This is a genomic window from Amycolatopsis sp. ATCC 39116 (genome assembly GCF_000231075.2).
In the GTDB taxonomy this organism is placed as follows: domain Bacteria; phylum Actinomycetota; class Actinomycetes; order Mycobacteriales; family Pseudonocardiaceae; genus Amycolatopsis_E; species Amycolatopsis_E tucumanensis.
The window spans coordinates 1-26,780 of record NZ_AFWY03000050.1; the positions used below are offsets into that span (position 1 = coordinate 1).

The 26,780-nt window shown below is 71.9% G+C and carries 28 protein-coding genes; 20 read left to right on the forward strand and 8 right to left on the reverse strand.

Features of this window, described 5'->3' with window-relative positions; translation table 11 throughout:
* Window positions 1–104: 104 nt before the first annotated feature.
* Window positions 105–596 carry a GNAT family N-acetyltransferase gene (locus AMY39116_RS0333350; RefSeq protein ID WP_020421936.1) on the forward strand — a complete coding sequence of 164 codons (492 nt, stop codon included), beginning with the start codon at window positions 105–107 and terminating at the stop codon, window positions 594–596.
* A 215-nt stretch (window positions 597–811) separates the two neighbouring features.
* Here the strand turns inward: AMY39116_RS0333350 and AMY39116_RS0333355 are convergent, their stop codons facing one another.
* Window positions 812–1,756, reverse strand: a complete 945-nt coding sequence (locus AMY39116_RS0333355; RefSeq protein ID WP_020421937.1) for an NAD(P)-dependent oxidoreductase — start codon at window positions 1,754–1,756, stop codon at window positions 812–814.
* A gap of 32 nt (window positions 1,757–1,788) precedes the next feature.
* Window positions 1,789–2,199, reverse strand: a complete 411-nt coding sequence (locus AMY39116_RS0333360) for a MarR family winged helix-turn-helix transcriptional regulator (RefSeq protein WP_020421938.1) — start codon at window positions 2,197–2,199, stop codon at window positions 1,789–1,791.
* A gap of 118 nt (window positions 2,200–2,317) precedes the next feature.
* Between AMY39116_RS0333360 and AMY39116_RS0333365 the strand changes: the two genes are divergently transcribed.
* Entirely contained in the window at window positions 2,318–4,333 is a 2,016-nt protein-coding gene (locus AMY39116_RS0333365; RefSeq protein WP_020421939.1) for an MMPL family transporter, read from the forward strand.
* Here AMY39116_RS0333365 and AMY39116_RS0333370 read toward each other — a convergent pair whose 3' ends face one another.
* Complete coding sequence (locus tag AMY39116_RS0333370) at window positions 4,334–4,987, reverse strand: amino acid-binding protein (protein ID WP_027936445.1); 654 nt, start codon at window positions 4,985–4,987, stop codon at window positions 4,334–4,336.
* A 215-nt stretch (window positions 4,988–5,202) separates the two neighbouring features.
* Here AMY39116_RS0333370 and gatC point away from each other — a divergent pair, with 215 nt between their 5' ends.
* Genes gatC through AMY39116_RS0333390 form a run of 4 tightly spaced genes read left to right on the forward strand, consistent with a single transcriptional unit; the run spans window position 5,203 to window position 9,027 of the window.
* Window positions 5,203–5,502 (forward strand): Asp-tRNA(Asn)/Glu-tRNA(Gln) amidotransferase subunit GatC, encoded by a 300-nt coding sequence (gatC, locus tag AMY39116_RS0333375; protein WP_017987443.1) that lies wholly within the window; start codon window positions 5,203–5,205, stop codon window positions 5,500–5,502.
* Window positions 5,499–7,004 carry an Asp-tRNA(Asn)/Glu-tRNA(Gln) amidotransferase subunit GatA gene (gene gatA, locus AMY39116_RS0333380; protein ID WP_020421941.1) on the forward strand — a complete coding sequence of 502 codons (1,506 nt, stop codon included), beginning with the start codon at window positions 5,499–5,501 and terminating at the stop codon, window positions 7,002–7,004. Before gatC ends, gatA begins: the two co-directional genes overlap by 4 nt.
* Complete coding sequence (gatB, locus tag AMY39116_RS0333385; RefSeq protein WP_020421942.1) at window positions 7,001–8,506, forward strand: Asp-tRNA(Asn)/Glu-tRNA(Gln) amidotransferase subunit GatB; 1,506 nt, start codon at window positions 7,001–7,003, stop codon at window positions 8,504–8,506. The genes gatA and gatB overlap by 4 nt, the downstream gene beginning before the upstream one ends.
* Before the next feature lie 2 nt (window positions 8,507–8,508).
* A complete protein-coding gene (locus tag AMY39116_RS0333390) occupies window positions 8,509–9,027 on the forward strand; it encodes a hypothetical protein (protein ID WP_020421943.1) in 519 nt (172 codons plus the stop codon).
* 271 nt (window positions 9,028–9,298) lie between these two features.
* Here the strand turns inward: AMY39116_RS0333390 and AMY39116_RS0333395 are convergent, their stop codons facing one another.
* The gene (locus AMY39116_RS0333395; RefSeq protein WP_020421944.1) at window positions 9,299–10,489 is read right to left on the reverse strand and encodes a sorbosone dehydrogenase family protein; all 1,191 of its coding nucleotides are present in this window, start codon (window positions 10,487–10,489) and stop codon (window positions 9,299–9,301) included.
* Between the two features lie 52 nt (window positions 10,490–10,541).
* Between AMY39116_RS0333395 and AMY39116_RS0333400 the strand changes: the two genes are divergently transcribed.
* The 4 genes from AMY39116_RS0333400 to AMY39116_RS0333415 all read left to right on the forward strand — a co-directional run bounded on the left by AMY39116_RS0333400 (window position 10,542) and on the right by AMY39116_RS0333415 (window position 13,426).
* Entirely contained in the window at window positions 10,542–11,456 is a 915-nt protein-coding gene (locus AMY39116_RS0333400; protein ID WP_027936446.1) for a 2-hydroxyacid dehydrogenase, read from the forward strand.
* Between the two features lie 2 nt (window positions 11,457–11,458).
* Complete coding sequence (locus AMY39116_RS0333405) at window positions 11,459–11,836, forward strand: VOC family protein (RefSeq protein ID WP_020421946.1); 378 nt, start codon at window positions 11,459–11,461, stop codon at window positions 11,834–11,836.
* 444 nt (window positions 11,837–12,280) lie between these two features.
* Window positions 12,281–12,757, forward strand: a complete 477-nt coding sequence (locus tag AMY39116_RS47200) for a serine hydrolase domain-containing protein (protein ID WP_084506201.1) — start codon at window positions 12,281–12,283, stop codon at window positions 12,755–12,757.
* A 48-nt stretch (window positions 12,758–12,805) separates the two neighbouring features.
* Complete coding sequence (locus AMY39116_RS0333415; RefSeq protein ID WP_020421948.1) at window positions 12,806–13,426, forward strand: DoxX family protein; 621 nt, start codon at window positions 12,806–12,808, stop codon at window positions 13,424–13,426.
* A gap of 59 nt (window positions 13,427–13,485) precedes the next feature.
* Here the strand turns inward: AMY39116_RS0333415 and ilvD are convergent, their stop codons facing one another.
* Window positions 13,486–15,330, reverse strand: a complete 1,845-nt coding sequence (gene ilvD, locus AMY39116_RS0333420; protein WP_020421949.1) for a dihydroxy-acid dehydratase — start codon at window positions 15,328–15,330, stop codon at window positions 13,486–13,488.
* Window positions 15,331–15,543: 213 nt separating this feature from the next.
* Between ilvD and AMY39116_RS0333425 the strand changes: the two genes are divergently transcribed.
* From AMY39116_RS0333425 to AMY39116_RS0333445, 5 genes are all read left to right on the forward strand, one after another.
* Window positions 15,544–17,187 (forward strand): cytosine permease, encoded by a 1,644-nt coding sequence (locus AMY39116_RS0333425; protein WP_020421950.1) that lies wholly within the window; start codon window positions 15,544–15,546, stop codon window positions 17,185–17,187.
* Window positions 17,187–17,792, forward strand: coding sequence for a cysteine hydrolase family protein (locus AMY39116_RS0333430; RefSeq protein WP_020421951.1), 606 nt, complete (start codon window positions 17,187–17,189; stop codon window positions 17,790–17,792). Before AMY39116_RS0333425 ends, AMY39116_RS0333430 begins: the two co-directional genes overlap by 1 nt.
* Before the next feature lie 68 nt (window positions 17,793–17,860).
* On the forward strand, window positions 17,861–18,601 hold the full coding sequence (locus AMY39116_RS0333435) for a GntR family transcriptional regulator (RefSeq protein ID WP_164470608.1): 741 nt from the start codon (window positions 17,861–17,863) through the stop codon (window positions 18,599–18,601).
* The gene (locus AMY39116_RS0333440) at window positions 18,598–20,007 is read left to right on the forward strand and encodes an amidase (RefSeq protein WP_020421953.1); all 1,410 of its coding nucleotides are present in this window, start codon (window positions 18,598–18,600) and stop codon (window positions 20,005–20,007) included. The genes AMY39116_RS0333435 and AMY39116_RS0333440 overlap by 4 nt, the downstream gene beginning before the upstream one ends.
* 11 nt (window positions 20,008–20,018) lie before the next feature.
* Entirely contained in the window at window positions 20,019–20,219 is a 201-nt protein-coding gene (locus tag AMY39116_RS0333445; protein ID WP_020421954.1) for a hypothetical protein, read from the forward strand.
* On the opposite strand, the gene AMY39116_RS0333450 is transcribed toward AMY39116_RS0333445, so the two are convergent.
* The gene (locus AMY39116_RS0333450) at window positions 20,216–20,647 is read right to left on the reverse strand and encodes a PH domain-containing protein (RefSeq protein ID WP_020421955.1); all 432 of its coding nucleotides are present in this window, start codon (window positions 20,645–20,647) and stop codon (window positions 20,216–20,218) included. The two genes, AMY39116_RS0333445 and AMY39116_RS0333450, sit on opposite strands and share 4 nt — an antisense overlap.
* Before the next feature lie 298 nt (window positions 20,648–20,945).
* Between AMY39116_RS0333450 and AMY39116_RS0333455 the strand changes: the two genes are divergently transcribed.
* From AMY39116_RS0333455 to AMY39116_RS0333470, 4 genes are all read left to right on the forward strand, one after another.
* Window positions 20,946–22,808 carry an acetolactate synthase large subunit gene (locus tag AMY39116_RS0333455; RefSeq protein ID WP_039791902.1) on the forward strand — a complete coding sequence of 621 codons (1,863 nt, stop codon included), beginning with the start codon at window positions 20,946–20,948 and terminating at the stop codon, window positions 22,806–22,808.
* On the forward strand, window positions 22,805–23,311 hold the full coding sequence (ilvN, locus tag AMY39116_RS0333460; protein WP_027936447.1) for an acetolactate synthase small subunit: 507 nt from the start codon (window positions 22,805–22,807) through the stop codon (window positions 23,309–23,311). Before AMY39116_RS0333455 ends, ilvN begins: the two co-directional genes overlap by 4 nt.
* A 35-nt stretch (window positions 23,312–23,346) precedes the next feature.
* Window positions 23,347–24,360, forward strand: a complete 1,014-nt coding sequence (ilvC, locus tag AMY39116_RS0333465; RefSeq protein ID WP_017987460.1) for a ketol-acid reductoisomerase — start codon at window positions 23,347–23,349, stop codon at window positions 24,358–24,360.
* A 79-nt stretch (window positions 24,361–24,439) separates the two neighbouring features.
* Complete coding sequence (locus tag AMY39116_RS0333470) at window positions 24,440–24,682, forward strand: DUF397 domain-containing protein (RefSeq protein WP_020421958.1); 243 nt, start codon at window positions 24,440–24,442, stop codon at window positions 24,680–24,682.
* Between the two features lie 10 nt (window positions 24,683–24,692).
* Here the strand turns inward: AMY39116_RS0333470 and AMY39116_RS0333475 are convergent, their stop codons facing one another.
* Complete coding sequence (locus AMY39116_RS0333475; protein WP_020421959.1) at window positions 24,693–25,517, reverse strand: TIGR03620 family F420-dependent LLM class oxidoreductase; 825 nt, start codon at window positions 25,515–25,517, stop codon at window positions 24,693–24,695.
* Complete coding sequence (locus AMY39116_RS44900) at window positions 25,514–26,143, reverse strand: LLM class flavin-dependent oxidoreductase (protein ID WP_084506202.1); 630 nt, start codon at window positions 26,141–26,143, stop codon at window positions 25,514–25,516. Before AMY39116_RS44900 ends, AMY39116_RS0333475 begins: the two co-directional genes overlap by 4 nt.
* 77 nt (window positions 26,144–26,220) lie before the next feature.
* Here AMY39116_RS44900 and AMY39116_RS0333485 point away from each other — a divergent pair, with 77 nt between their 5' ends.
* A complete protein-coding gene (locus AMY39116_RS0333485; protein WP_020421961.1) occupies window positions 26,221–26,775 on the forward strand; it encodes a TetR/AcrR family transcriptional regulator in 555 nt (184 codons plus the stop codon).
* Window positions 26,776–26,780: the final 5 nt, after the last annotated feature.

Below are 26,780 nucleotides of genomic sequence, written 5' to 3' on the forward strand. Positions count from 1 at the left end.
CGCGCTCCTGGGATGGCGCGGGTGAGCGCGCCCGTGGTGTGGCCGGTGGAACCCGTTGCGGGGCCGGCCGTTGTGCCCGTGGTGATCTCAGCCGGAGGTGGCCGATGAGCGAGGTGTCCGTCCGACCGGCCCGCCCCGAGGAGTACGCGGCCATCGGCGAGTTGACCGCCTCCGCCTACCTCGCGGACGGCCTGATCACCGCCGACGACGACTACGTCCGCGAACTGGCCGACGCCGCCCACCGCGCCGAACACGCCGAACTCCTGGTCGCCACGGACGACGACGGCCTGCTCGGCTCGGTCACGATCGTCCACCCGGGAACGCACTACGCCGAAATCGCCCGCGACGGTGAGCTGGAGTTCCGCATGCTGGCCACCGCACCCGCCGCCCGGGGCCGCGGCGTCGGCGAGGCCCTCACGCGAGCAGTGCTCGACCGGGCGCGTGCCCTCGGCGCCCGCGCCGTGGTGATGTCCAGCCTGGACACCATGAAGACAGCGCACCGCCTCTACACCCGGCTCGGTTTCATCCGCCTGCCGGAACGGGATTGGGAGCCGTTGCCGGGCCTGTGGTTGCGGGCTTTCCGGTTGCTTCTGTGAGGGGGCAGTGACGCCGGGGGCGTTCGTGCCAGGGTTGTGGTGCTGGCGGGGGTGAGGCGCTGCCTGGCTCTGCGGCGGGTGGGTTTCAGTCGCGGTCGGGGTTGGGGACCGTTGCCGGGCCTGTGGTTGCGCGCCTTCCGGCTGCAGCTGTGACGCGCCGGCTCGCGTTCACCGGCGGGTGAACTCAGCCAAGCCCCATGGCCTCTACCCGCGGCTCAGCCGGCGGGCTCGGGAGCCGTCGCCGGGGCCGGGGCCTCACCAGCAGCAATCGCGGCGTGCCGCTCCTCGATCGCGGCCGTCCGCTGCTCGATCGCGTGCACCACCGCCGCCATGTCCTCCGCGCCGTGGCCGAGCCGCAGCGTCTCCCCGTACAGCTCGTGGCACACGTCCAGCAGCGGCGACGCCAACCCCGCCCCGCGAGCCGCCTCCGCGACCAGCTGGTTGTTCTTCAGCACGTCCGCGATCGCCGCCTGCACCCCGAAATCCCGGGCCACCAGCTTCGCCACCTTCACCCGGGACACGTCACTGGCCATCGGGCCCGCGTTCAGCACCTCCACGAACCGCGCCAAGTCCAGGCCCTGCCGCTCCGCGAAGTGCGTCGCCTCGGCCAGGCCCGTCACCATCGTGATCAGGTACAGGTTCACCGCGAGCTTCATCAGCAACGCGCCCGGCACCGGCCCGCACTCCACCACCTGACGGCACACCGGCGCCAGCAACGGCCCCACCTCGGCCACCGCCCCCGGCTCGCCCGCCAGCATCGCCACCAGCTGCCCCGCCTCGGCCGGCTTCCGCGACCCCGACACCGGCGCCTCGACGTACCGGCCACCAGCTGCGGCGACATCGGCCGCCAGCCCGCGCGAGTACTCCGGCGACGTCGTCCCCATGTGCACGACGATCCGCCCGCCGACATTCGCCGCGAACCCGCTCCCGCCGCGGCCCAGCACGGCATCCACCGCCGCGCCGTCGGCGAGCATCAGGAACACCACGTCCGCCCGCCGGCACACCTCCGCCGCGCTCCCGGCGACCGCCGCCCCCGCCGCACGCAGCACCTCGGCCTTGGCGGCGGTCCGGTTCCAAACCACGAGCGGCGTGCCCGCGCGGACGAGGTTCAGCGCCATCGGCGTGCCCATCGTGCCCAGCCCCAGGAAACCCAGCTCCATCCCAGCACACTAGCGCGCGACTATGACACTTGTCATGAGCCGGTCAGGTGCCCGATCAGTTCGATCAGCTGCCGCCGGAAGGCCGCGTCGTCGCCGAGGGCGCCGATCACCGACGAGTCCTCCCGCGCGATTTGCTCCGAGGTGGCCAGCACCTCTTCGCCCGCGGGGGTGAGCCGCGCCAGGGAGCGGCGGCCGTCGAGCGGATCGGGCACCCGCGTGACGTAGCCGGATCTGGACAGTCGGTCCAAGGTGCGGCTCATCGTCTGGTCCGTCACCTGGCACCGGCGGGCCAGCGCGCGCTGCGACAACGGCCCGCCGCGCAGTGTGTGCAACGCGATCAGCCCGGCGTGCGACAGCCCGAGCGTCTCCAGCCGCGCCGTCCACCGCTGCTCGACCAGTCGCGCCGCCGCGGACAGCAACCGCCCGGTGGGCCAGGAGGCCATCCCTTCCGCACCCTCGAGCGATGTCCGATTTGCCGGGCCTTCCTCTGCGGGCAACCGCACCTCCCGGTAATGTTCAGCCTGCTGAACAACTCTCCGATCCCTAGGACTGTATTAGCCCATGAGGACCGCACGCTGGCTCGTCCCCGCCCTGCTCGTCGTCGCCTGGCTGGCGCTCGGGGGCTTCGGCGGCCCCTACGCGGGCAAGCTGAGCGACGTCGCTACCAACGACAACTCCGCCTTCCTCCCGGCGTCCGCCGAATCCACCCGCGCGCTGAACGAGCAGCGCACCTTCAGCACCGACCAGACCCTCCCGGCGATCGTCGTCGCCGAGCGCACCAGCGGCGTCACGCCCCAGGACAACGCCTTCCTCAGCGAGGCGGCGGCCCGCATCCAGGCCGTCCCCGGCGTCACGCAGGTCGCGAGCCCGCAGCCGTCCCAGGACGGCCAGGCCCTCGAACTCACCGTCTCCGTCCTGGTCGGCGGCGAACCCGGCGAGGTCGTCGAGCAGATCCGCGCCGAACTCCGCCAGGCGCCGCCGGGGCTGACCGTCCTCGTCGCCGGACCGGCCGCGCAGATCGCCGACCTCGTCACCGCGTTCGGCGGCATCGACGGCCTGCTCCTGCTGGTCGCCGGGATCGTCGTGGCGCTCATCCTCGTCGTGGTCTACCGCAGCCCGCTGCTGCCCGTCGTCGTGCTGCTCTCCGCCGTCTTCGCGCTCGGGCTGGCCAGCCTGGTCGTCTACCTGCTCGCCGACCACGACGTCCTCACCCTCAACGGGCAGAGCCAGGGCATCCTGTTCATCCTGGTCTTCGGCGCGGCCACCGACTACGCGCTCCTCCTGGTCTCCCGGTTCCGCGAACAACTCCGCGACACCGAGAGCCGCTACGAAGCCGTCAAACTGGCCTGGCGCGCCACCCTGCCGCCGATCGCCGCCTCGGCCGGGACCGTCGTGCTCGGCGTGCTCTGCCTGCTGTTCTCCGACCTGCAGTCCAACCGCGGTCTCGGCCCGGTCGCCGCGATCGGCATCGCCGCCGCGTTCGCAGCCTCCGTCACGTTCCTGCCCGCCGCGCTCGCCCTGCTCGGCCGGGCCGCGTTCTGGCCGGTCCGGCCCAAGCTCGGCTCGCCGCACCCGGAATCGAGCGGCATCTGGGGCCGGATCGCCAAGGCCGTCGCGGCCAAACCGCGGGCGATCTGGATCGGCACCACCGTCCTGCTGCTGGCGGGCGCCGCGTTCGTCCCACAGCTCAAGGCGGGCGGCGTCGCGCAGTCCGACCTGTTCCTCACCCCGGTCGACTCGGTCGCCGGCCAGGAGGTGCTGGTCAAGCACTTCCCCGGCGGGTCCGGCTCGCCGACCACGATCATCGCCAACGCGGGCCAGGGCGAGGCCGTCGCGCAGGCCGCGCGGGTGGACGGGGTGGCGCAGGTCGCCGCGGTTCCCAACGTGGTCGACGGCCGCGTCCAGGTCGTCGCGATCCTCACCGACGCCGCCGACTCGGAAGCCGCGCTCGGCACCGTCGGCCGCATCCGGGAGGCCGTGCACGCGGTGCCCGGCGCGGACGCCGTCGTCGGCGGCACCACCGCCACCCAGCTGGACACGCAGGAGACCTCCGAGCGGGACCGGGCGGTGATCATCCCGATCGTCCTCGTGGTGATCTTCGCGGTGCTCGCGCTGCTGCTGCGGGCCCTGCTCGCGCCGCTGCTGCTGATCGCGACCGTCGTGCTGTCCTTCGCCGCCACCATGGGCGTGTCCGCGCTGGTGTTCAACCACCTGCTGGACTTCCCCGGCGCGGACCCGGCGGTGCCGCTGTTCGGGTTCGTCTTCCTGGTGGCGCTCGGGATCGACTACAACATCTTCCTGATGACCCGGGTGCGCGAGGAGGCCCTCCGCACGAACACGCACGAGGGCACGTTGCGCGGTCTCACGCTCACCGGCGGCGTGATCACCTCGGCCGGGGTGGTGCTCGCCGCCACCTTCGCGGCGCTGGCGGTCATCCCGATCCTGTTCCTGGCCCAGATCGCGTTCATCGTCGCGTTCGGCGTCCTGCTCGACACCCTGATCGTGCGGTCGCTGCTGGTGCCGGCCCTGACGCTGGACGTCGGGCGGCGGATCTGGTGGCCGTCGAAGGTGCCGTGATCAGCCGTCGAGCACGACGGCGACGATCCCGGCCAGGTGCGCCAGGCGCGCGACCTCGGCGGCCCGGAACATCGGGCCGCCCGGGCGGCCGACGAGCAGCGCCTTGTCCGGCTTGCCGAGCGGCGTCGCGGCCAGCTCGGTGCCCAGCTCCTGCCAGGTTTCCGGCACCCAGGAGTCCTCGGAGTCCAGGATCGTGGCCCGCTCCAGCGGCAGCCACGGCAGATCGGTGATCGGCGCCTCGGGCGCCGCGCTGGAGGAGGCCAGGCGGTCCACGCCCGGCTCGCTGACCGACACCACGATCGCCCAGCCCGCCCGGATGATCCGCGGCACGCCCTCGACCAGCACCGCCAGCCCGGAGGCCGGCTGCGCGGCGATCTCCTCGACCAGTTCCAGCTCGCGGTGGGTGTCCAGCACGCCGGCGTACGGCCGCACCGCGTCGACCTCGACGCCCTCCACGCTCTCCGCCGCGGTGATCACGGCGTCCGGCAGCCTGCCGGAGGGCAGTTCCACGACCATGTCGTCGATCGCGACGCCGCCGCCGCGCTCGACCACGTCCACCGAGAGGATGTCCGCCCCGATCATGCCGAGAGCCGTCGCGACCGCTCCGAGGGTTCCTGGCGTGTCCGGGAGCTGCACCCGGATCAGGAAGGACAACGTGAACCCCTCTCGGGTCCGGCGCTCCCGCCTCGCCGGGGAGCGCAACCGGCCGCTGATTGTGACAGACGAAGGCCGTCACGGGGAGCCATCGTCTGCCTACCGAGACCGGATCGCGAGCCCGCCGTGCACAACCCGGTCGAGGTCGCAAGGCCCGCCGCCATAGACTTGTGACTCACCGAAACACCGATCCGCACACCCCGGGAGTCACCCGCGTGCCCAACATTTCCCGCGACGAGGTCGCGCACCTGGCCAAGCTCGCCAGGCTCGCGGTCACCGACGACGAGCTGAACGTTTTCGCAGGTCAGCTCGACCAGATCCTGGACGCGGTCGCCAAGGTCAGCGAGGTCGCCGCCGACGACGTGCCGCCGACCTCGCACGCCGTGCCGCTCACGAACGTCTTCCGCGAGGACGTGGTCCGGCCCGGGCTCACCCAGCAGCAGGCGCTGGCCGGTGCGCCGGCCGCCGAAGAGGGCCGCTTCCGGGTGCCGCGGATCCTGGGGGAGGAACAGTGACCGACCTAACACGGCTGTCGGCCGCCGAGCTGGCCGAGAAGATCCACGCGCGCGAGGTGTCGGCCGCGGAGGTCACGCAGGCGCACCTGGACCGCATCGGCGAGGTCGACGACCACGTCCACGCGTTCCTCAACGTCGACGCCGAGGGCGCGCTCGCGGCGGCCCGTGAGGTCGACGCCGTGCTGGCCGGCGGCCAGGCCCCGGCCTCGCCGATCGCCGGTGTCCCGCTCGCCCTCAAGGACGTGCTGACCACCCAGGGCCTGCCCACCACCTGCGGCTCGAAGACCCTGGAGAACTGGATCCCGCCGTACGACTCGACGGTCACGCGCAAGCTGCGCGAGGCGGGCGTGCCGATCCTGGGCAAGACCAACATGGACGAGTTCGCGATGGGCTCCTCCACCGAGAACTCCGCGTTCGGCCCGACGCACAACCCGTGGGACCACGCCCGCATCCCGGGCGGCTCCGGCGGTGGCTCGGCCGCGTCGCTGGCCGCCTTCGAGGCGCCGCTGGCGATCGGCACCGACACCGGCGGCTCGATCCGCCAGCCGGGCGCGGTCACCGGCACGGTCGGCGTGAAGCCGACCTACGGCGGGGTGTCCCGCTACGGGCTGGTGGCGTTCTCGTCCTCGCTCGACCAGGCCGGGCCGTGCGCCCGCACCGTGCTGGACGCCGCGCTGCTGCACGAGGTCATCGGCGGGTGGGACCCGCTCGACTCGACCTCGATCAACGCGCCGGTGCCGCCGGTGGTCGCCGCCGCCCGCGAGGGCCTGCGCGGTGACCTCAAGGGCGTCAAGGTCGGCGTGGTCAAGGAGTTCAGCGGCGAGGGCTACCAGGCCGGCGTGCAGCGCTCGTTCGAGGGCGCGGTCGAGCAGCTCACGGCGCTCGGCGCCGAGGTCGTCGAGGTGTCCTGCCCGAACTTCGTCTACGCGCTGCCGGCGTACTACCTGATCGCGCCGAGCGAGGCGTCGTCGAACCTGGCCCGGTTCGACGCCATGCGTTACGGCCTGCGGGTCGCCGACGACGGTTCGCACAGCGCCGAAGAGGTCATGTCGGCCACCCGCGAGGCCGGTTTCGGCGCCGAGGTCAAGCGCCGCATCATGCTCGGCACGTACGCGCTGTCCTCCGGCTACTACGACGCCTACTACGGCTCGGCGCAGAAGGTGCGGACGCTGATCTCCCGCGACTTCGCGGCCGCGTTCGAGAAGGTGGACGTGCTGGTCTCGCCGACCACCCCGACCACCGCGTTCAAGATCGGCGAGCGGGTCGACGACCCGATGGCCATGTACCTCGCCGACCTGTGCACGATCCCGGCCAACCTGGCGGGCAACGCCGCCATGAGCGTGCCCAGTGGACTGTCCGATGAGGACGGGCTGCCGGTCGGCCTGCAGATCATGGCCCCGGCGCTCGCCGACGACCGGCTCTACCGGGTCGGCGCCGCCTACGAGGTCGCGCGCGGGTCGATCATCGACCGGGTTCCGGAGCTGAAGGGAGTCTCGGCGTGACCGCCGTTGCCGAAGTGATGGACTACGCCGAGGTCGTCGAGCGGTTCGACCCGGTGCTCGGGCTCGAGGTCCACGTCGAGCTGAACACCAAGACGAAGATGTTCTGCGGCTGCGCCAACGAGTTCGGCGGCGAGCCCAACACCAACGTGTGCCCGACCTGCCTCGGCCTGCCCGGCGCGCTGCCGGTGCTCAACGGCAAGGGCGTCGAGGGCGCGATCCGCATCGGCCTCGCGCTGAACTGCGAGATCGCCGAGTGGTGCCGGTTCGCCCGGAAGAACTACTTCTACCCGGACATGCCGAAGAACTTCCAGACCTCGCAGTACGACGAGCCGATTGCGTTCAACGGCTACCTGGACGTGACGCTGGACGACGGCGAGGTCGTGCGCGTGGAGATCGAGCGCGCGCACATGGAGGAGGACACCGGCAAGTCGCTGCACGTCGGTGGCGCCACCGGCCGCATTCACGGCGCGGAGCACTCGCTGCTGGACTACAACCGCGCCGGCGTGCCGCTCATCGAGATCGTCACCAAGCCGATCGTCGGCATGGGCGAGCGGGCCCCCGAGGTCGCCCGCGCGTACGTGACCGCGCTGCGGGACCTGCTGCTGGCGCTGGACGTCTCCGACGTGCGGATGGACCAGGGCTCGCTGCGCTGCGACGCGAACGTGTCGCTGATGCCGAAGGGCGCCACCGAGTTCGGCACCCGCACCGAGACCAAGAACGTCAACTCCTTCCGCAGCGTCGAGCGCGCCGTGCGGTACGAGATGACGCGGCAGGCAGCGGTGCTGGTCGCGGGCGGCACGGTCACCCAGGAGACCCGGCACTTCCAGGAGTCCGACGGCACCACATCGCCGGGCCGCACCAAGGAGACCGCCGAGGACTACCGGTACTTCCCGGAGCCCGACCTGGTCCCGATCGCGCCGTCGCGCGAGTGGGTCGAACAGCTGCGCGGGACGCTGCCGGAGATGCCGGCCGCGCGCCGCAAGCGGATCCAGACCGAGTGGAACCTGTCCGCCGAGGAGCTGCGCGACCTGTTCAACTCGGGCGCGGTCGAGCTGGTCGAGGCGACCGTCGCCGAGGGCGCGAAGCCGAACGACGCCCGCAGCTGGTGGGTGAACTTCCTGGCGCAGGAGGCCAACGCGCGCGAGACCGAGATCGCCGCGCTGCCGATCACCCCGGCGCAGGTCGCCAGGGTGGCCGCGCTGGTCGACGCCGGCGAGCTGACCAACAAGCTCGCGCGCGAGGTCGTTAAGGGCGTGCTGGCCGGTGAGGGCGAGCCGGACGAGGTCGTGGAGAAGCGGGGCCTGAAGGTCGTCTCGGACGACTCGGCGCTGCTCGCCGCGGTCGACGAGGCGCTGGCCGCGCAGCCGGACATCGCGGACAAGATCCGTGGCGGCAAGGTGCAGGCGGCGGGCGCGATCGTCGGCGCGGTCATGAAGGCGACCAAGGGCCAGGCCGACGCCAAGCGCGTCCGCGAGCTGATCATCGAGCGGGTGGGCGCCTGAGGATGCCGTCGAAGGTGTCCGCAGAGCCCGAGCGGTTCTCGCTCGCCCGCGTCAGCTGGCGCGAGTGGACGGCGTTCGGGGCGGGCGTGGTGGCCACGCTCGCCCTGTTCCTGCCGTGGACGAACCTGTCCGCGACGAACCAGGTCGTCGACGAGGCCCTGCGGGAACTGCCGTCCTCCGACGTCGCGCGGGACGCCTGGACCACCGGCTTCCTCGCCTGGTGCGGGCCGTTGCTGCTGCTCCTCGCCGGTGTCGCGGTGGTCGCGTTCGGACAGTTCCGCAAGGTGCGCGTCGCCGGGCTGCCGCACCTGTGGCTGATCTTCGCCGGGGTCGCGCTGTTGTTGATGGTCCTCGGCTGGTTCGCGATGGGCTGGCAGTTCGACGAGGACACGCGCGAGCTGCTCGACGAGGGCGGCATCGGGCTGTACGCCGGGATCGGCCGGTACCTGGGGATGCTCGGTGCGCTGGCCTCGCTGGTGGCGGCTGTGCTGGACGTTCGGGCGCTGCGCCGCCGGGCCTGAGGTTTTCGCTACGCGGGTTTCTACTGCGCCGGCTTCGCTTCGCTACGCCCGGATTTGGTGCCCTCCCGAACCCGATCTTTCAGTGTTCGGTTGCCGAGACACCGCGTCAAGGCGGGAAAGCGTGCCTTGACCCGGTGGCTCGGCAACCGATTTGGCTGGGGATCGGGTTGCGGGAGGGGAGTGGTTCGGGGCGTTTCGGGCTTGCGTTGCCGGCCTGCGGTTCCGGGTGTGGGGCTGGTCGGCTTTCGTTGCCGGGGCGCCGACCTGGCTCCTAGTCCTTGCCGCTGCCGCCGCTCGGGGTGGCCTGCAGCGAGATCAGCACGACCCGGTCGTCGCTGGAAATCGGCTGGCCGCCGTCCTTGTTGACGGTGCCCACGAGCGCGAACTGGCTGTCGATCTGGTCCAGCCCGCCGTAGCGGCCGTACGCGGTGCCGTTCTTGCCGTCCATCAGCGTCTTCGGCTTGCCGCCCACCGAACCGTCCAGCGTGATGGGCAGTTCCTGCAGGTTGGCGCCCGCCGAGGTGGCGATGACGACCGCCGAGCCGCTGTCCGCGCAGCCCGCCAGCGCCGGCTTCTCCGGCCACGTCCACGTCGGCACCGCGAGCGACGCGCCCGGCGTGATCGCGTACAACGCGTCCGCCGACGAGCCCCGGTCCGTGATCCACATCCGGGAACCGTCCGTCGCCTTGCAGAGGCCGCCGGGGGAGTGCACCCCGCTCGCGTACACCCGCGAGCCGGGCGTCGGGTTGCCCTGCGCCGCGTTGCCCGCCGTGTCGATGCGCAGGACCTTCCCGGCCAGGGAGTTCGGGTCCGCCGCCGCCGACGGGTTGCCCGCGTCGCCCGTCGCGACCAGCAGCGCGCCCTTGCCGTCGGTCATGATCGCGCCCCGGTTGCCCGTCGCGCCCTTCGGGATGCCCGTCAGCAGCGCCTTCGGCTGCTGGCCACGCGTGAAGCGGACCACCCGGTTGTCGGTGGCCGTCGTGACGTAGGCGAACACCAGCTGGTCCTCGGCGAACGTCGGGGACAGCGCCAGCCCGGTCAGGCCGCCGTCACCGGTCGCCTGCACGTCCAGGCGGATGACCTCGGCCGGCGTGTGGCCGCTCGACACCTGCAGCACGCGGCCCGTCTTGCGCTCCGCGGCCAGCGCGCTCGGCGCGGCGCCGGTGTCCGGCAACGCGGCGAGCGCGGACACGGTGTCCAGGCACGTCGCGATCACCGACTGGTCGTAGTCGGTGCATCCCTGCGGCGGCGGGATCGACGTCTGCGGCGAGCTGGGCCGCGACTCGTCGTCACCGCCGTCCACCTCGGGCAGCTCCGGCTGCGGCCCGGCCGGGGCGGTCAGCTCCGGGGCAGGCTCGAACGTCTGGTTCGCGGCCCGGTCGTCGAACTGCGCGCAGCCGGTCAGCAGCAGCCCGCAGGCCGCCACCAGCCACCACGGCGCCTTCCCGTTCCCGACACGCACGCTCCCAGCCTAGGTGCCGGTGGGTGAACGACGGGTAAGTACCGTGGCGATCATGCCCGTCACGGTTCTGGTCCCCGACGAAGACGGCCTGCACGTGCTCGGCGAGCTGCCCGGGGTGCGGCCCGTCCGCTACAGCTGGCGCGAGCCGCTGCCGCCCGAGGCCGCCGACGCCGAGGTCCTCGTCCCCGGCGCGCACCGGCCCGAGGAACGCGACGCGGTGCTCGGGGCGCTGCCGAACCTGAAGCTCATCCAGCTGCTGTCGGCGGGCGCGGAGAACTGGATCGGGACCGTGCCGGACGGTGTGCTGCTGTCCACCTGCCGCGGCGCGCACGGCGGCAGCACGGCCGAATGGGTCGTCGCCGTGCTGCTGTCGATCTACCGCGAGCTGCCCGGGTTCGCCGCCGACCAGGCCGCGCACCGCTGGAACCTGCACGCCACCGACACGCTGCAGGACAAGCGGGTGCTCGTCGTCGGGGCCGGTGACCTGGGGCGGCAGCTCAAGCGCCGCCTGGTGGCGTTCGACGCGCGGGTCACGATGGTCGGCGTCAGCGCGCGTGAGGGCGTGCACCCGGTGGACGAGCTGCCCGCGCTGCTGGGCGCGCACGACGTCGTCGCGCTGATGGTGCCGCTGACCTCGCGCACCCGGGGGATGGTGGACGCGAAGTTCCTCGCCGCGATGCCCGACGGCGCGATCCTCGTCAACGCCGCGCGCGGACCGGTGGTCGACACGGACGCGCTGGTGGCCGAGCTGACCGCGGGCCGCCTGCGGGCCGCGCTGGACGTCACCGATCCCGAGCCGCTGCCCGCGGACCATCCACTGTGGACCGCGCCGAACGTGCTGCTGACGCCGCACGTGGCCGGCTCGGTGACGGGCAGCAAGCGGCGCTCGTACGCGGTGGTCGCCGCGGAGATCGCCCGCTACGCCGGCGGGGAGCTGCCGCAGAACCTCGTGCACGGGGAGTACTAGGGATGATCCTCCGCCACGTGACGATCGACTGCGCCGAGCCCTACGAGCTGGCCCGGTTCTGGAGCGAGGTGACCGGCTGGCCGGTCTCCGGCGAGGATTCGCCCGGCGACCCCGAGGTGCTGGTCGAGGCGCCCGCGCCGCTGCCGGGCCTGCTGTTCATCCGGGTTCCCGAGGACAAGACGGTGAAGAACCGCGTCCACTTCGACTGGATGCCGGACGAACGGTCCCGCGACGCGGAGGTCGAGCGCCTTCTCGGGCTCGGCGCGCGGGTGCACGAGGACCACCGGACACCCGACGGGCTCGGCTGGGTCACGCTGCTCGATCCCGAAGGCAACGAGTTCTGCATCGAGCGCAGCGCGGGCGAGCGCGAAACCACCTGACAAACCCCGGGGTGTGTCAGGCGCCGTGTCAGCGCGGAGGCGGTGCGGTGTCAGGCCGGCGGGCGAACGTAATCGCATCGACCACGTTGCACCGATACCGAAGTAACACACAATGCAGAACGTCGACGCCCCCGCCGTCCAGGTCGCCGAGCCGGACCGGCCCGAGCGGCGGCAGGCTGTCCAGGCCCTCGTCGACGCCGGGTTCGCCGCCGCCGAGATGTGCGTCCGCGACGACCGCGGCCGCTGGACCGGTCGTGCGGATGCTGTTGCAGCACACCAGCGGCCTCTACAACTACACCGGCGAGCTCGACGCCGACGGCACGTTCGTCATGGGGCTCCCGTCGCAGGGCAAGGCTCTGACCGGCGCCCGGCTCGAACCGCGGCGGCCGCGACAGCGCGAACGCCGTCACCGGCAACACCTACGCCGAGGAGGCCCAGCGGCGCATCCTCGGGCCGCTCGGGCTCGCGGACACCGTGGTGTCGGCGACCTCGCCGGACCTGCCTGGACCGCACGCGCACGGCTACTACCGCTGCGAGGACGGCACCCTCGTCGACGTCAGCCGCCAGAACCCCACCCTGCTGGCCGGCGCCGGTGACCTGATCTCGACCGCCGAGGACCTGAACACCTTCATCTCCGCGTTGCTCGGCGGCCGGCTCCTGCCCGCCCCGCTGCTGGCCGAGATGCTCACCCCGCACGGCGAGCTCAACCTCGGACTCGGCCTGTGGGTGCAGGACCTCGGCCAGGCGGGCACGATCGTGCACCACAACGGCGGCGCCCCGGGCGGCTACGGCGCCCTGATGATCAGCACGCCGGACGGCGGCCGCACCCTGACGGCGACGCTGACCACCGGCGAGGCCGACCCGGCAGAGGTGTTCCCCGCGGCGCTGGGCGCGCTCATCCTGTCGGTGTTCGGCAGCTGAACACCGGAACCTGTCGCGCATCCGACACGGATGGCCTAACCTGCGCGGGTGACCAGCCCTCAGGACGAGTCGAAGACCCAGAACCTGTTCACGGAATCCGGGTACTACCAGCCCACCGAGAGCAGCAGCACCAGCATGCTCTCCGACGTCGAGGACCGGCCGTCGCCGCCGGTGAACCGCTACCACGGCGGGATCGACTTCGGTCTGCTCGCGCTGCGGCTGGCGCTCGGGGCGATCCTCGGCGCGCACGGGTTGCAGAAGGTGTTCGGGCTGTTCGGCGGCCCCGGCATCGACGGCACGGCGCGGATGCTGGAGTCGATGGGCTACACGGCCCAGCCGACGCTGCTCGCGTGGATCACCGGGTTGAGCGAACTGATCGGCGCGGTGCTCGTGGTGCTGGGCCTGTTCACCCAGATCGGCGCCGCGGCGATCCTCGGCGTCACCGTGAACATGGTCTACGTCCAGTGGCGCGGCGGGTTCTTCGAGCCGAACGGGTTCGAGTTCGAGCTGCTGCTGGCGACCGTGGCGTTCGCGCTGCTGTTCACCGGCTCCGGGCGGATCGCGCTGGACGTCAACACCCCGTGGCGGCGCCGCCCGGTGCCGTTCGGGTTGTTCTTCCTGCTGATCGCCGCCGCGGCCGCCGTCGTGGTCATCGTGCTGGCCCGCTGAACCCGGACGACGAAAAAGGGCCCCGGCTGCTCGCAGCCGGGGCCCTTTTCTCGTCAGGCCTACTTGTTCGGGTCGCGCACCGCGCCCGTGTCGGCGGAGGTGGCCATCCGCGCGTAGGCGCGCAGGGCCGCAGTCACCGGCCGCTGGCGGTCCACCGGCTGCCACGGCCGCTCCGAGGCCTCCATCTTCGCCCGGCGCTCGGCCAGCACGTCGGCGTCCACCAGCAGCTCCAGCTTCCGCTCGTGCACGTCGATCAGGATCTGGTCGCCGTCCTGGACCAGGCCGATCGTGCCGCCCGACGCGGCCTCCGGCGAGATGTGCCCGACCGAGATCCCGGACGAGCCGCCGGAGAACCGGCCGTCGGTGATCAACGCGCACTTCTTGCCCAGCCCGGCGCCCTTGAGGAACGCCGTCGGGTGCAGCATCTCCTGCATGCCAGGGCCGCCGGCGGGACCCTCGTAGCGGACCACGAGCACCTCACCCGGCTGGATCTTCTTGCTCAGGATGACCGAGACGGCCTCCTCCTGGCTCTCGACCACGCGCGCCGGGCCCTGGAACCGCCACAGCTCCTCGTCGATGCCCGCGGACTTGATCACCGCGCCGTTCTCGGCCAGGTTTCCGCGCAGCACCGCGAGCCCGCCGTCCTTGGTGTAGGCGTGCTCGATGTCGCGGATGCACCCGTTCGCCGCGTCCGTGTCCAGCTCGGTCCACCGGTTGGACGTGGAGAACGCCTCCGTGGTGCGGACCCCGCCGGGCGCGGCGTGGAACAGCTCGATCGCTTCCTCGGAAGCCGACCCGCCGCGGATGTCCCACTTGGACAGCCACTCCTCGAGCGAAGAGGAGTGCACGGCAGTGACATCCCGGTTGAGCAGCCCGGCCCGGTTCAGCTCGCCGAGGATGGCGGGGATGCCGCCGGCCCGGTGCACGTCCTCCATGTGGTAGTCGGAGTTCGGCGCGACCTTCGACAGGCACGGCACGCGGCGGCCGATCTCGTCGATGTCGGAGATCGTGAAGTCGACCTCGCCCTCCTGCGCCGCGGCCAGGATGTGCAGCACCGTGTTGGTCGAGCCGCCCATCGCCATGTCCAGCGCCATCGCGTTCTCGAACGCCTTGCGGTTGGCGATCGACCGCGGCAGCACGCTGTCGTCGTCCTCGCCGTACCAGCGCTTGCACAGCTCCATCACCGTGCGGCCGGCGTCCTCGAACAGCTTGCGGCGCGCGGCGTGCGTGGCCAGCGTCGAGCCGTTGCCCGGCAGCGACAGGCCCAGCGCCTCGGTCAGGCAGTTCATCGAGTTCGCGGTGAACATGCCCGAGCACGACCCGCACGTCGGGCACGCGGACCGCTCCACAATGGACAGCCCGTCCTCGTCGACGGCGGGGTTGGCCGAGGCGGAGATGCTGGTGATCAGGTCGGTCGGCGCGTGCGCGACACCGTCCACGACCACCGCCTTGCCCGCCTCCATCGGGCCGCCGGAGACGAACACCACCGGGATGTTCAGGCGCATCGCGGCGTTGAGCATGCCCGGGGTGATCTTGTCGCAGTTGGAGATGCAGACCAGCGCGTCGGCCTGGTGCGCGTTGACCATGTACTCGACCGAGTCGGCGATGATCTCGCGCGAGGGCAGCGAGTAGAGCATGCCGCTGTGCCCCATGGCGATGCCGTCGTCCACCGCGATCGTGTGGAACTCGCGCGCCACGCCACCGGCCTCGCGGATCGCCCCGGCCACGATGTCGCCGAGGTCCTTGAGGTGCACGTGCCCGGGCACGAACTGGGTGTAGGAGTTGGCGATCGCGACGATCGGCTTGCCGAAGTCGCCGTCGGTCAGCCCGGTGGCCCGCCAGAGGGACCGGGCGCCCGCGGCGTTGCGGCCATGGGTGGTTGTTCGGGAGCGCAGAGCAGGCATGGCAGCCAGGTTACGCCCGGTCCCGCGCGTCCCGATCAACCGGCGGCCCATCACACACCGAATTCGGCGCATCGCCTCGCCGCGGGACGAAAACCGCAGGTCAGCGCGGTGTTCAGAGAGTGAGAAGCGGCGTAACCGGGCGCAATGCCGTCGGATACGCGGCCGAAATACGCGATTCCTAGCTTTCGCCGCACCCGAGCGAAGGGATCGCACATGGGCCTCGCTGACAACCCGGAAATGGAAGACTACTCACTGCGGTACACCCCGGCGGCGTTCCGGAAGTGGTCGCCGTGGATGGTGTTCCTGTCCTGCCTCGTCGGCATCTCCGCGATGGCGGGCTACGCGCTCGACGCCGCGTTCGTCGACGCGTTCGGCTTCGCCAACGCGCTGACCGGCTTCCTGGTCGCCGCGGCCGTGACGCTGCCGCTGACCCTGGTGATCGCGTTCGCGATCGCCCGCGGGCACGTGGACATCGACCTGCTGACCCGCGGCTCCGGCTTCGGCTACCTCGGATCCACGCTGACCTCGCTGGTCTACGCCACCTACACGCTGATCTTCCTGGCCTACGAGGGCGCGATCATGGCGCAGGCGGTGACCGCGCTGACCGGGCTGGACATCCACCTGTCCTACGTCGTGGTGTCCGCGGTGATGATCCCGCTGACCCTGTACGGGATGACGTTCAGCGCGAAGTTCCAGGCCTGGACGTGGCCGGTGTGGATCGCGTTGATCGGGCTCGCGCTGGGCACGGCGGCGACCGCGCCGGACGCCGGGCACAACATGGTCCACCCGGCGACCGTCTCGCCGTCCGGCCTGGCCGGGATGACCGTGCTCGCGGTGTTCACCATCGCCGCCGCGCAGCTGTCGCTGGCCACCCAGGTCGGGGAGCAGGGCGACTACCTGCGGCTGATGCCCGACCCCGAACCCGGCAGGCGGGGACGGTGGCGGCTCGCGGTGATCATGGGCGGACCGGGCTTCGCGTTGTTCGCGGTGGGCATCTTCTTCGCCTCGACGCTGCTGGTCGGGTACGCCTCGACGAAGATCGGCGCCGACCACGTCGGCGTCCCGGTGGACCTGTTCACCGCCGTCTACGAGCGGCTGACCGGGAACCACACCGTCGCGCTGGTCCTCGCCGGCGTCCTGGTGCTGCTGTCCCAGATCAAGATCAACATCATGAACACCTACTCGGGGTCGCTGTCCTGGTCGAACTTCTTCTCCCGGCTGCTGCACCGCCACCCCGGGCGCGCCGCGTGGGTGTTCCTGCAGGTCGGGCTTTCCCTGGTGCTGATGGAGATCGACATCTTCAGCCACATCGTCGAGGTGCTCGCCTGGTACTCGAACGTCGGCGTCGCGTGGATCGCGGCGATGGTGTCCGACCTGGTGATCAACAAGCGCTGGCTGAAGCTGGCCCCGTCGCGGCTGGTGTTCCACCGCGCGCACCTCTACCACGTCAACCCGGTCGGCTTCGGGTCGATGATCGTGGCCGGGGCGGTGTCGATGGCCGCCTACTACGGCGCGTTCGGACCGACGGCGGCCGCGTTGTCGCCGTTCATCGCGCTGGGCGTCGCGGTGGTCCTGCCGCCGGTGGTCGCCGCCGCGACGCGCGGCCGCTGGTACATCGCGCGGGAGTCGGTGCTGCCCGCGGGCGCGGAACTGCCCTGCTCGGTGTGCGCGGGCAGCTACGACCGCGCGGACATGGCGACCTGCCCCTTCCACGGCGGCACGATCTGCTCCCTGTGCTGCTCGACCGAGGCCGCGTGCCGGGACGCCTGCAAACCCAGCGCGTGGCGGCCGCCCAAGGGTTCCGTGCCGCTCGGCATGCCGAAGTTCGCCCCCGACAAGGAACTGGAGGTCGCCTGATGGGCACCGCACTGCTGGTGGTGGACGTGCAGAACGGGTTCTGCCACCCGGACGGCTCGCTGCCGCGGCTGGGCCGGGAACTGGACGGCGCGGCGGCGGCGGTGGCGAACACCGCGGCCGCGGTGGCCCGGGCCAGGGAGGCGGGCGTGCCGGTGGTCTTCACCCGGCACGTCTACCGGCCCGGCCGCGTGGACGAGGGTCCCCGGCTGGCCGAGCTGTCCGGTGGGCTGGCCGGGCTGCACGGCCTGGAGGTGGGCACCTGGGACGCGGACGTGGTCGACGAGCTCGGTTGCACGGACGCGGACCTGGTGGTCGACAAGGCCCGCTTCGACGCGTTCCTGTGGACCTCGCTGGATCCGCTGCTCCAGGGGCTCGGCGTGACCGAGCTGGTGGTCTGCGGCGTGGTGACCAACATCTGCGTCGAGTCCACCGTGCGCGCGGCCTTCATGCGGGACTACCGCGTCACGCTGCTCGAGGACTGCTGCGCGGCGATGACCCGGCGGCAGCACGAGATCGGCGTCGAGGTCATGCGCGACATCGGGTTCGCCACGATCGCCTCGATCGGCGGCGGCTTCACCTTCGGCGCTGTCCCGGTGGCCGCGTGAGCAGCGGTAACACGGCGGTGATGCCGTGGAGACCGAGCGGCAAACGACGCTCCTTAGCGTCCCCGGGAATGAGGAGCGCGGCACAGCGGGGTCACGAGGTGCGCCGGTTGCGGGACATGCTCCGGGCGGCCGTCCAGGGCGGCCGCTACCCCGACGGGCAGCTGCCTGCCGAGGCCGAGCTGATGGCGGCGCACCACGCGTCCCGCGCCACCGTCCGGGAAGCGCTTTCCCTGCTGCGCGCGGAGGGGCTGATCGAGCGCGTCCAGGGCATCGGCACGCACGCGGTCGTCCGGCCCGCCGACGAACGGCTCGTCGAAGCCCACGGCGTGATCCGCCCGGACCAGCACAGCCTGCTCAACCGCCGGACCCGGCCCCGGCTGCTCGACCGCTCCGAGATCGCCGCGCCCGCCGTGGTCGCCGACCGGCTCGGCGTGCCTGTCGGGACCCCGTGCCTGCGCCTGGAGTACGTCGCGCTGCACCAGGAGGAGCCGGTCTGGCTCGCCACCAACTACGCCCTCTTCCCGGAGGCCGCGCGGTTGCGGGACTGCCCGTTCGTCACCGACTGGTACGCGCTCATGGCGGACGCCGGTGTCGAGTTCGGACAGTCCGAGTTCATCATCGGCGCCGAGCCGGCCGACCCGCTCGTCGCCGCCGTGCTCGGCATCGCGCCCGGCGCGCCCGTCCTGGTCACCGAGCAGACCATCGCCGACCCCGCCGGGCGCCTGTTCGACCTGGCCTTCATCCACACCCGCGCCGACCGGTTCCGGTTCGTCTCGCGCGGCACCCGAGTCCCCGGGAGGGAAGCATGATCCACACCGTCACCGACGCCGCCGCCGCGCTGCGGGCAGGCGCCACCACGTCCGTCGCGCTCACCGAAGCGGCCATCGCGGCCGCCGACCGCCACGACGCGGAGATCGGCACCTACCTGCACCGGCTCGACGACTACGCGCTCGAGCGCGCCGCGGAGGCCGACGCCGAACTGGCCCGCGGTGTGGACCGCGGCCCGCTGCACGGGATCCCGTTCGGCGTGAAGGACAACATCGCGATGGCCGAGGGCCCGACGACCGCGCAGAGCCTGGTGCTCGACCCGGCGTGGGGCGCGGGCCGGGACGCGCCCGTCGTCGCCCGGCTCAAGGCCGCCGGCGCGGTCATCACGGGCAAGACCTCGACGATGGAGTTCGCCTGCGGGATGCCGGACGACACCAAGCCGTTCCCCGTGCCGCGCAACCCCTGGAACCCGGACACCTGGCCCGGCGGGTCCAGTTCCGGCACCGGCAGCGGGGTCGCGGCCGGGATGTTCCTGGCCGGGCTGGGCACCGACACCGCGGGCAGCATCCGCATCCCGGCCGCGTTCTGCGGGGTCAGCGGCCTGATGCCGACGTTCGGCCGGGTGCCGAAGTCCGGCTGCGTGCCGCTGGGCTACAGCCTCGACCACATCGGACCGCTGGCGCGCTCCGCGCGGGACTGCGCCGCGGTGCTGGAAGTGCTGGCCGGCCTGGACACCAGCGACCCGGACTGCGTGGACGCGCCGTTCAGCGCGCCCGCCTTCGACGGCGACCTGTCCGGCCTGCGCGTCGGCGTGGTGCGCGAAGGGCACTTCCCGGACCACGCGGACCCCGCGCTGGCCGGCGCGTTCGACGCGGCCGTCGCGGTGCTCGCCGAGCAGGGCGCGACGGTCGTCGAGGTCACGCTGCCGTACTGGACCGAGATGATCACCGCGGACATGGTGACCATGGGCTGTGAGGCGCTGGCCTACCACCGCAACGACCTCGCCGGCCGCTGGGGCGACTACTACGCGGCCACACGCGCGATGCTGGTGACCGGCGCGATGGCGTCCGGCGCGGACTACGTGCAGGCCCAGCGGGTGCGCCGGGTCGCGCAGGACGCGCTGGCCCGGTTGTTCGAGACGGTCGACGTGATCGCCGCGCCGACCGCCGCGGTCGGGGCGCCGGCCTTCGACAGCATCACCACGCCCGGCGGGGGAGTCGACGTGAGCGAGCTGTTCTCGCTGATCTTCACGCCGTACTGGGACAGCGTCGGCAACCCGGTGCTGGCCGTGCCCATGGGTTTCACCGCGGACGGGATGCCGTTGTCCCTGCAGTTGGCCGGTCCGGCCTTCGGCGAAGCGGCGATCCTGCGCGCGGGCGACGCGTTCCAGCAGAGCACCGACTGGCACCTGCGGGTGCCGCGGCCGGCCGGCGTGGCCGCCGCCTGAAAGGAGAGACGATGGACGACCTGACGATGGTGCGCGGCCTGCTCGACGCCGCCGGGATCACCGCGAGCGAGGCGGAACTGGCCGCCTACGTCCCGGCCTACGTGGGACAGCGCGCGTCGCTCGACGCCCTCTACGACGTGCCGGAAGCCCGCTACACCGACCCGGCGCTGCGCTTCCGCGCCGGCGCCCGCATCGAGGACTGGGCCCGCTAGTCCGTCGCCTCGTCCTCGGCGTCCAGGTCGTCGGTCAGGCCGCTCGGGTCCTTCATGCGGCCCTCGCTGACCAGGGAGATCACCGGCAGGTGGCGGGTGCGGACGGACGGCAGCGGGACCTCGCTGCCGTCCGTCAGCACCGCGCGGACCTTGGCCTTGTCGTTGATCGCCAGCCCCTTGAGCGAGGACCACGGCAGTTCGCGGTGGCCGAACACCGTCCGCACGTCCAGGCCGCGCGCGGAGGCGACCGTGCGGGTGCGCACCACGAAGACGAACAACCCGATCGGGATGACGTACATCAGCCACAGCCCCGGCACGTCGGCGAAGGCGGCGGGGATCATGCAGACCGCCAGGAACACGACGGCGAGCAGGGTGATCAGCGGAACGCGGAAGATCGCCTTCCGGCCCTCTTGCTGGGTTTCGGCCACGCCACCATGGTGCCTCCCGCCCACCGGGACGCCACGGCCGGGTGCGCCCAGTATCCGGGATCACCGTCCCGCAGAGTTGACACTGTTCGACGCGACCCGATAACGTCACCGCCGTGAACCCGCAGATTGGCCTCGTACTTCCCCCGCGCGTCGACGCGTAGGGACCATCGAACCCACTGCGTCGACGCGCGACCCTCGTGCGACCTGGAAAGGTCGGCGGGGGTTTTTTGTTGCCCACCGCCAGCCCCGAACCCCACCACCCGACGAGAAGCCCGACGAGACCCACGAGGCAGAACTGATGACAAGCGCCACGTCGCGATCGGAAACGAAACCCGGAGCGAATCCGGCCGCCGCGTCGCCGGCCCAGCTCGGCAGCCGCCCCAAGCCAGCCCCGCCCGCAGGCACGCCGGTCCGGGTGACCGGCGCGCAGTCGCTGGTGCGCTCGCTCGAGGCGATGGGCGTCGAGGTGGTCTTCGGCATTCCGGGTGGCACCATCCTGCCTGCCTACGACCCGCTCCTGGACTCGACGAAGGTGCGGCACGTCCTGGTCCGCCACGAGCAGGGCGCCGGGCACGCGGCCACCGGGTACGCGCAGGCCACCGGCAAGGTCGGCGTGTGCATGGCGACCTCCGGTCCCGGCGCGACCAACCTGGTCACCCCGCTGGCCGACGCGAACATGGACTCCGTCCCGGTCGTCGCGATCACCGGCCAGCAGACCCGGCCGCTGATCGGCACCGACGCGTTCCAGGAAGCCGACATCTGCGGCATCACGATGCCGATCACCAAGCACAACTTCCTGGTCACCGACCCCATCGACATCCCGCGCGTGATCGCCGAGGCGTTCCACCTCGCCTCCACCGGCCGCCCCGGCCCGGTCCTGGTCGACATCCCCAAGGACGTGCTGCAGGAGACCACCTCGTTCTCCTGGCCCCCGGAGCTGCACCTGCCCGGCTACCGGCCGACGCTGCGCCCGCACGGCAAGCAGGTCCGCGAGGCCGCGCGGCTCATCGCGCAGGCCCGCCGCCCGGTCCTCTACGTCGGCGGCGGCGTGATCAAGGCGCAGGCCCACGCGCAGCTGAAGGAGCTGGCCGAGCTGACCGGCATCCCCGTGGTCACCACGCTGATGGCCCGCGGCGCGTTCCCCGACTCGCACCAGCAGCACCTGGGCATGCCCGGCATGCACGGCTCGGTCGCCGCGGTCGCCGCGATGCAGCGCGCCGACCTGCTGGTCGCGCTCGGCGCCCGGTTCGACGACCGGGTGACCGGCCAGCTGTCGTCGTTCGCGCCGGAGGCCAAGGTCGTCCACGCCGACATCGACCCGGCCGAGATCTCCAAGAACCGCAAGGCCGACGTGCCGATCGTCGGGGACTGCGCGGAGATCATCACCGAGCTGATCGACGCGGTGAAGGCCGAGACCGACCGCATCGGCGAGCCGGACCTGGCCCCGTGGTGGACGCAGATCGACGCGTGGCGCCAGACCTTCCCGGCGGGCTACGAGTGGCCCTCCGACGGCACCCTGTCGCCGCAGTACGTCATCGAGCGCATCGGCCAGATCGTCGGCCCGGACGCCGTCTACACCGCGGGTGTCGGCCAGCACCAGATGTGGGCCGCGCAGTTCATCAAGTACGAGAACCCGCGCACCTGGCTCAACTCCGGCGGCCTCGGCACCATGGGCTACGCGGTGCCCGCCGCGATGGGCGCCAAGTTCGGCGTGCCGGACAAGCAGGTGTGGGCCATCGACGGTGACGGCTGCTTCCAGATGACCAACCAGGAGCTGGCCACCTGCGCCATCGAGGGTGCGCCGATCAAGGTCGCCGTCATCAACAACGGCAACCTGGGCATGGTCCGCCAGTGGCAGAACCTGTTCTACGCCGAGCGGTACTCCAACACCGACCTCGGCACCCACAAGCACCGGATCCCGGACTTCACGCTGCTGGCCGAGGCGCTGGGCTGCGCGGGCCTGCGGTGCGAGACCAAGGACGAGGTCGACGACGTCATCCGCCGCGCGATGGAGATCAACGACCGCCCCGTCGTGATCGACTTCGTGGTCGGCAAGGACGCCCAGGTCTGGCCCATGGTGGCGGCCGGGACCGGCAACGACGAGATCATGGCCGCGCGCGGCATCCGCCCGCTGTTCGAGGACGACGAGGTTTCGCAGTGACCAGGCATACGCTGTCCGTGTTGGTGGAGAATGTCCCCGGGGTGCTCGCCAGAGTCGCCGGGTTGTTCTCCCGCCGCGGTTTCAACATCGAGTCCCTCGCCGTCGGGCCCACGGAAAACCCCGAGGTGTCCCGGATGACGATCGTGGTCGCCGTTGAGGAGCTACCGCTCGAACAGGTGACCAAGCAGCTCAACAAGCTGGTCAACGTCATCAAGATCGTGGAGCTCGAGCCCGCCTCGTCGGTGCAGCGCGAACTGCTGCTCGTCAAGGTGCGGGCCGATGCCACCGTGCGCAGCCAGGTCCTCGAGACCGTCCAGCTGTTCCGTGCGAAGGTGGTCGACGTGTCGCCCGAGGCGCTCACCATCGAGGCCACCGGCACCGGTGACAAGCTCGGTGCCCTTCTGCGCATGCTGGAGCCGTACGGCGTGCGTGAGATCGTGCAGTCCGGCATGGTCGCGGTCGGCCGGGGTCCCCGGTCGATCACCGCCTCCGCGCCCCGCTAGCAGTTTTTTAGAACCGAAAGGAATCAGTTCCCCTCATGTCAGTCGAAATCTTCTACGACGACGACGCCGATCTCAGCATCATCCAGGGTCGCAAGGTCGCCGTGATCGGTTACGGCAGCCAGGGCCACGCGCACGCGCTGAGCCTGCGCGACTCCGGGGTCGATGTGCGCATCGGTCTTCCGGAGGGGTCGAAGTCGCGCGCGAAGGCCGAGGAGGAGGGCCTGCGGGTGCTCACCCCGGCGGAGGCGTCCGCCGAGGCCGACCTGATCATGATCCTCGCGCCGGACACCAAGCAGCGCTTCATCTACAGCGAGGACATCGAGCCGAACCTGAAGGACGGCGACGCCCTGTTCTTCGGTCACGGCTTCAACATCCGCTACGAGCTGATCAAGCCGCCGGCCAATGTGGACGTGGCGATGGTGGCGCCGAAGGGTCCGGGTCACCTGGTCCGCCGCCAGTTCGTCGACGGCAAGGGCGTGCCCGCCCTGATCGCGGTCGAGCAGGACGCCTCCGGCAACGCCCAGGCGCTCGCGCTGTCCTACGCCGCCGCCATCGGCGGCGCCCGCGCCGGTGTCATCAAGACGACCTTCAAGGAGGAGACCGAGACCGACCTGTTCGGTGAGCAGGCCGTCCTCTGCGGTGGCGCCTCCGCGCTGGTGCAGACCGGGTTCGAGGTGCTGACCGAGGCCGGTTACGCGCCCGAGATCGCCTACTTCGAGGTGCTGCACGAGCTGAAGCTCATCGTCGACCTCATGTACGAGGGTGGCATCGCCCGGATGCGCTACTCGATCTCCGACACCGCCGAGTACGGCGACCTCACCCGCGGCCCGCGTGTCATCACGCCCGCGGTGAAGGAGGAGATGAAGAAGATCCTGGGCGAGATCCAGGACGGCACCTTCGCCCGCGAGTGGGTCGGCGAGGACGAGGCAGGCCGCGCCAACTTCCGCAAGCTGCAGGAAGCCGGCGAGCAGCACCCGATCGAGGAGACCGGGAAGAAGCTGCGCGGCCTGATGTCGTGGGTCGACCGGCCGATCACCGAGACCGCCTGAGTTTCCCGGTGAGGAAGGGACCGCTCCGGGGTGCGCCCCCGGGGCGGTCCCTTTTCGTTTCCGGAGTTACCGTGATCACGTGGACGACAAGGTGCGGGTTCGCGAGGAACTGGATCTCACCGGGGCGCGGTGGCAGGCCACGGACGGTGAACTGGAGTTCGCGCAGGTCGAGCACGTCGACGGTCTCGTCTACACGGCGCTGCGCAAGGCGACCGACCCGGACGGGCCGGTCCTGGTCTTCACACCGTCCGAATGGGACGCGTTCGTCGCCGGTGCCCGGGACGGCGAGTTCCACGACCTGGCGGGGCTGACCGCGGACTGAGCGGCCGCCGTCAGAGCAGCAGGCCGGCCAGCCGCCGCCAGCCGGCCAGGGGCAGGCCGGGCTCGTCGGTGATCACCTGCAGGCACACGTGGTCCGCGCCGGCGTCGAGGTGGGCCTTGACCCGGCCGGCGATCTCCTCCTCGCCGATCGCGATGACGGCCTCGACCAGCCGGGTGCTGCCCGCGAGGTCGTCGTCGGTGAAGCCGAGGCGCTTGAGGTTGACGCGGTGGTGCTCGGCCCGTTCGAGGTAGAAGCCCACCTCCGCGCGGGCGATGTCCAGGCCCCGCTCGCGGTCGAGCACCACGCCCTGCTCGACCGCCAGGTAGGCGTCCGGCCCGAGGGTCTCCCGCGCCAGCGCGGTGTGCTCCGGCGGCACGAAGTACGGGTGGGCGCCGTCGGTGCGTTCGGCGGCCAGCCGCAGCATGCGCGGGCCGAGCGCGGCGAGCACCCGCCGTGCCGGTGGCGCCGGTTCGGGGCTGGTGAACTCCACCGCGTCCATCTCGTCCAGGTAGGCGCGGATGCTCTCGACCGGGCGCGCGCCGCGCGCGTGCCCGCCGAGGCCCAGCACGAACCGGCCGGGGTAGGCCTCGGCCAGTGCGCGCGCCCCGCCCGCGACGCCGGCCGGACTGCGCCGGTCGAAGCGGGCGACGCCGGTGGCGACGGTGATGCGCGAGGTCGCGCCCAGCAACAGGGCGGCCTGGGTGAGCGCCTCGCGCCCCGGGTACTCGCCGAACCACAGGCTGTCGAACCCGAGCTCCTCGATCTCGGCCGCCGCCTCGCGGACCTGGCCGATCGGCGCGGCGTCGAAGGCGAAGGTCCAGATGCCGATGCTCACGCGGCCACCCCCGGCAGCGCCGGGGCGAGACGCGCCAGCTGGTCCACCGCGCCGGGCAGATCCGCCGCGGTGGGGGAGATCAGCACCTGGTCCGCGCCCGCGTCCAGCTGCCGGCCGGCGCCGTGGCCGAATGTCCGCCCTGGCACCCCGTCGGTGCCGACCCGCGGGATCTGCCCCACTGACGATCGCGCCGTGGCGGGCTGCGCATCGAGCTCCCGGCGCGGGCTCAGCAGCTCGTCCTGGCCGTACAACGCGGTGCGCAGACGGTAGTCCCGCATCCCGCGCGGTGGATTCGCGAACGACTGCCCGAGGCTCGCGGCCTGGAACGGGTGCCCGATCCCCAGCCCGAGCACGAACCGCCCGGGGTGGGCCTCGGCGACGGTGCGCGCCGCCGCCTGCGCGGTCACCGCCGGCCGCGACCACACGTTCGCGATCCCGGTGCCCACGGTGATCCGCCCGGTCGCGCCGAGGAAGACCGCGGACCGCGCGAACGCGTCCCGTCCGCCGACGGTCTCGCCCATCCACACCGACGCGTAACCGAGCTCGTCGATCCGCGCCGGCTGCTCCCGTTCCACGTCGGCGGTCACCGGGTTCCCGCCGTAGAGCCACACACCCACTGAACTCATCGAGATCCTTTCGGAGGGGTCCTCCGGTTCACTGTACGGAGGCGCCCTCCGGTTTGTCACGCCTAAAGTGAATCGTGATGAGCAGCACCCGTCCCCTCCGCGCCGACGCCCGCCGCAACTACGAGCGCCTCCTGGCGGAGGCCCACACGGCCTTCGCCGAGTTCGGTGTGGACGCCTCGCTGGAAGAGATCGCGCGCCGCGCCGGGGTCGGGATCGGGACGCTCTACCGGCACTTCCCGACCAGGGAGGCGCTGCTGGTGGCCTTGCTCGGCGAGCGGTTCGAGGCGCAGGCCCGCGCCGCCGAAGAACTCCTCGAAGACCGGGACCCGCTGGACGCCCTGCGCACCTTCGCGCGGAGCCTGCTCGACGCCGCCACCACGTTCCGCGGCCTGGCCGACGCCACCGCGGAGGCGCTCAACGACGAGACCTCGGACCTCCACGCCGCCTGCGCCGGGATGCGCGCGGCGGTCGCGCGACTCGTCGCCCGCGCGCAGGAATCCGGTCAGCTGCGCGCGGACCTCAAGCCCGACGAGGTGTTGCTGATGGTGCACGCGGCGGGGTGGGCCGGTGAGCACGCGGGCACCCCGGACCGGCTCCTCGATCTCGTCTTCGCCGGGTTGCGCTCCCGTTAACAGGC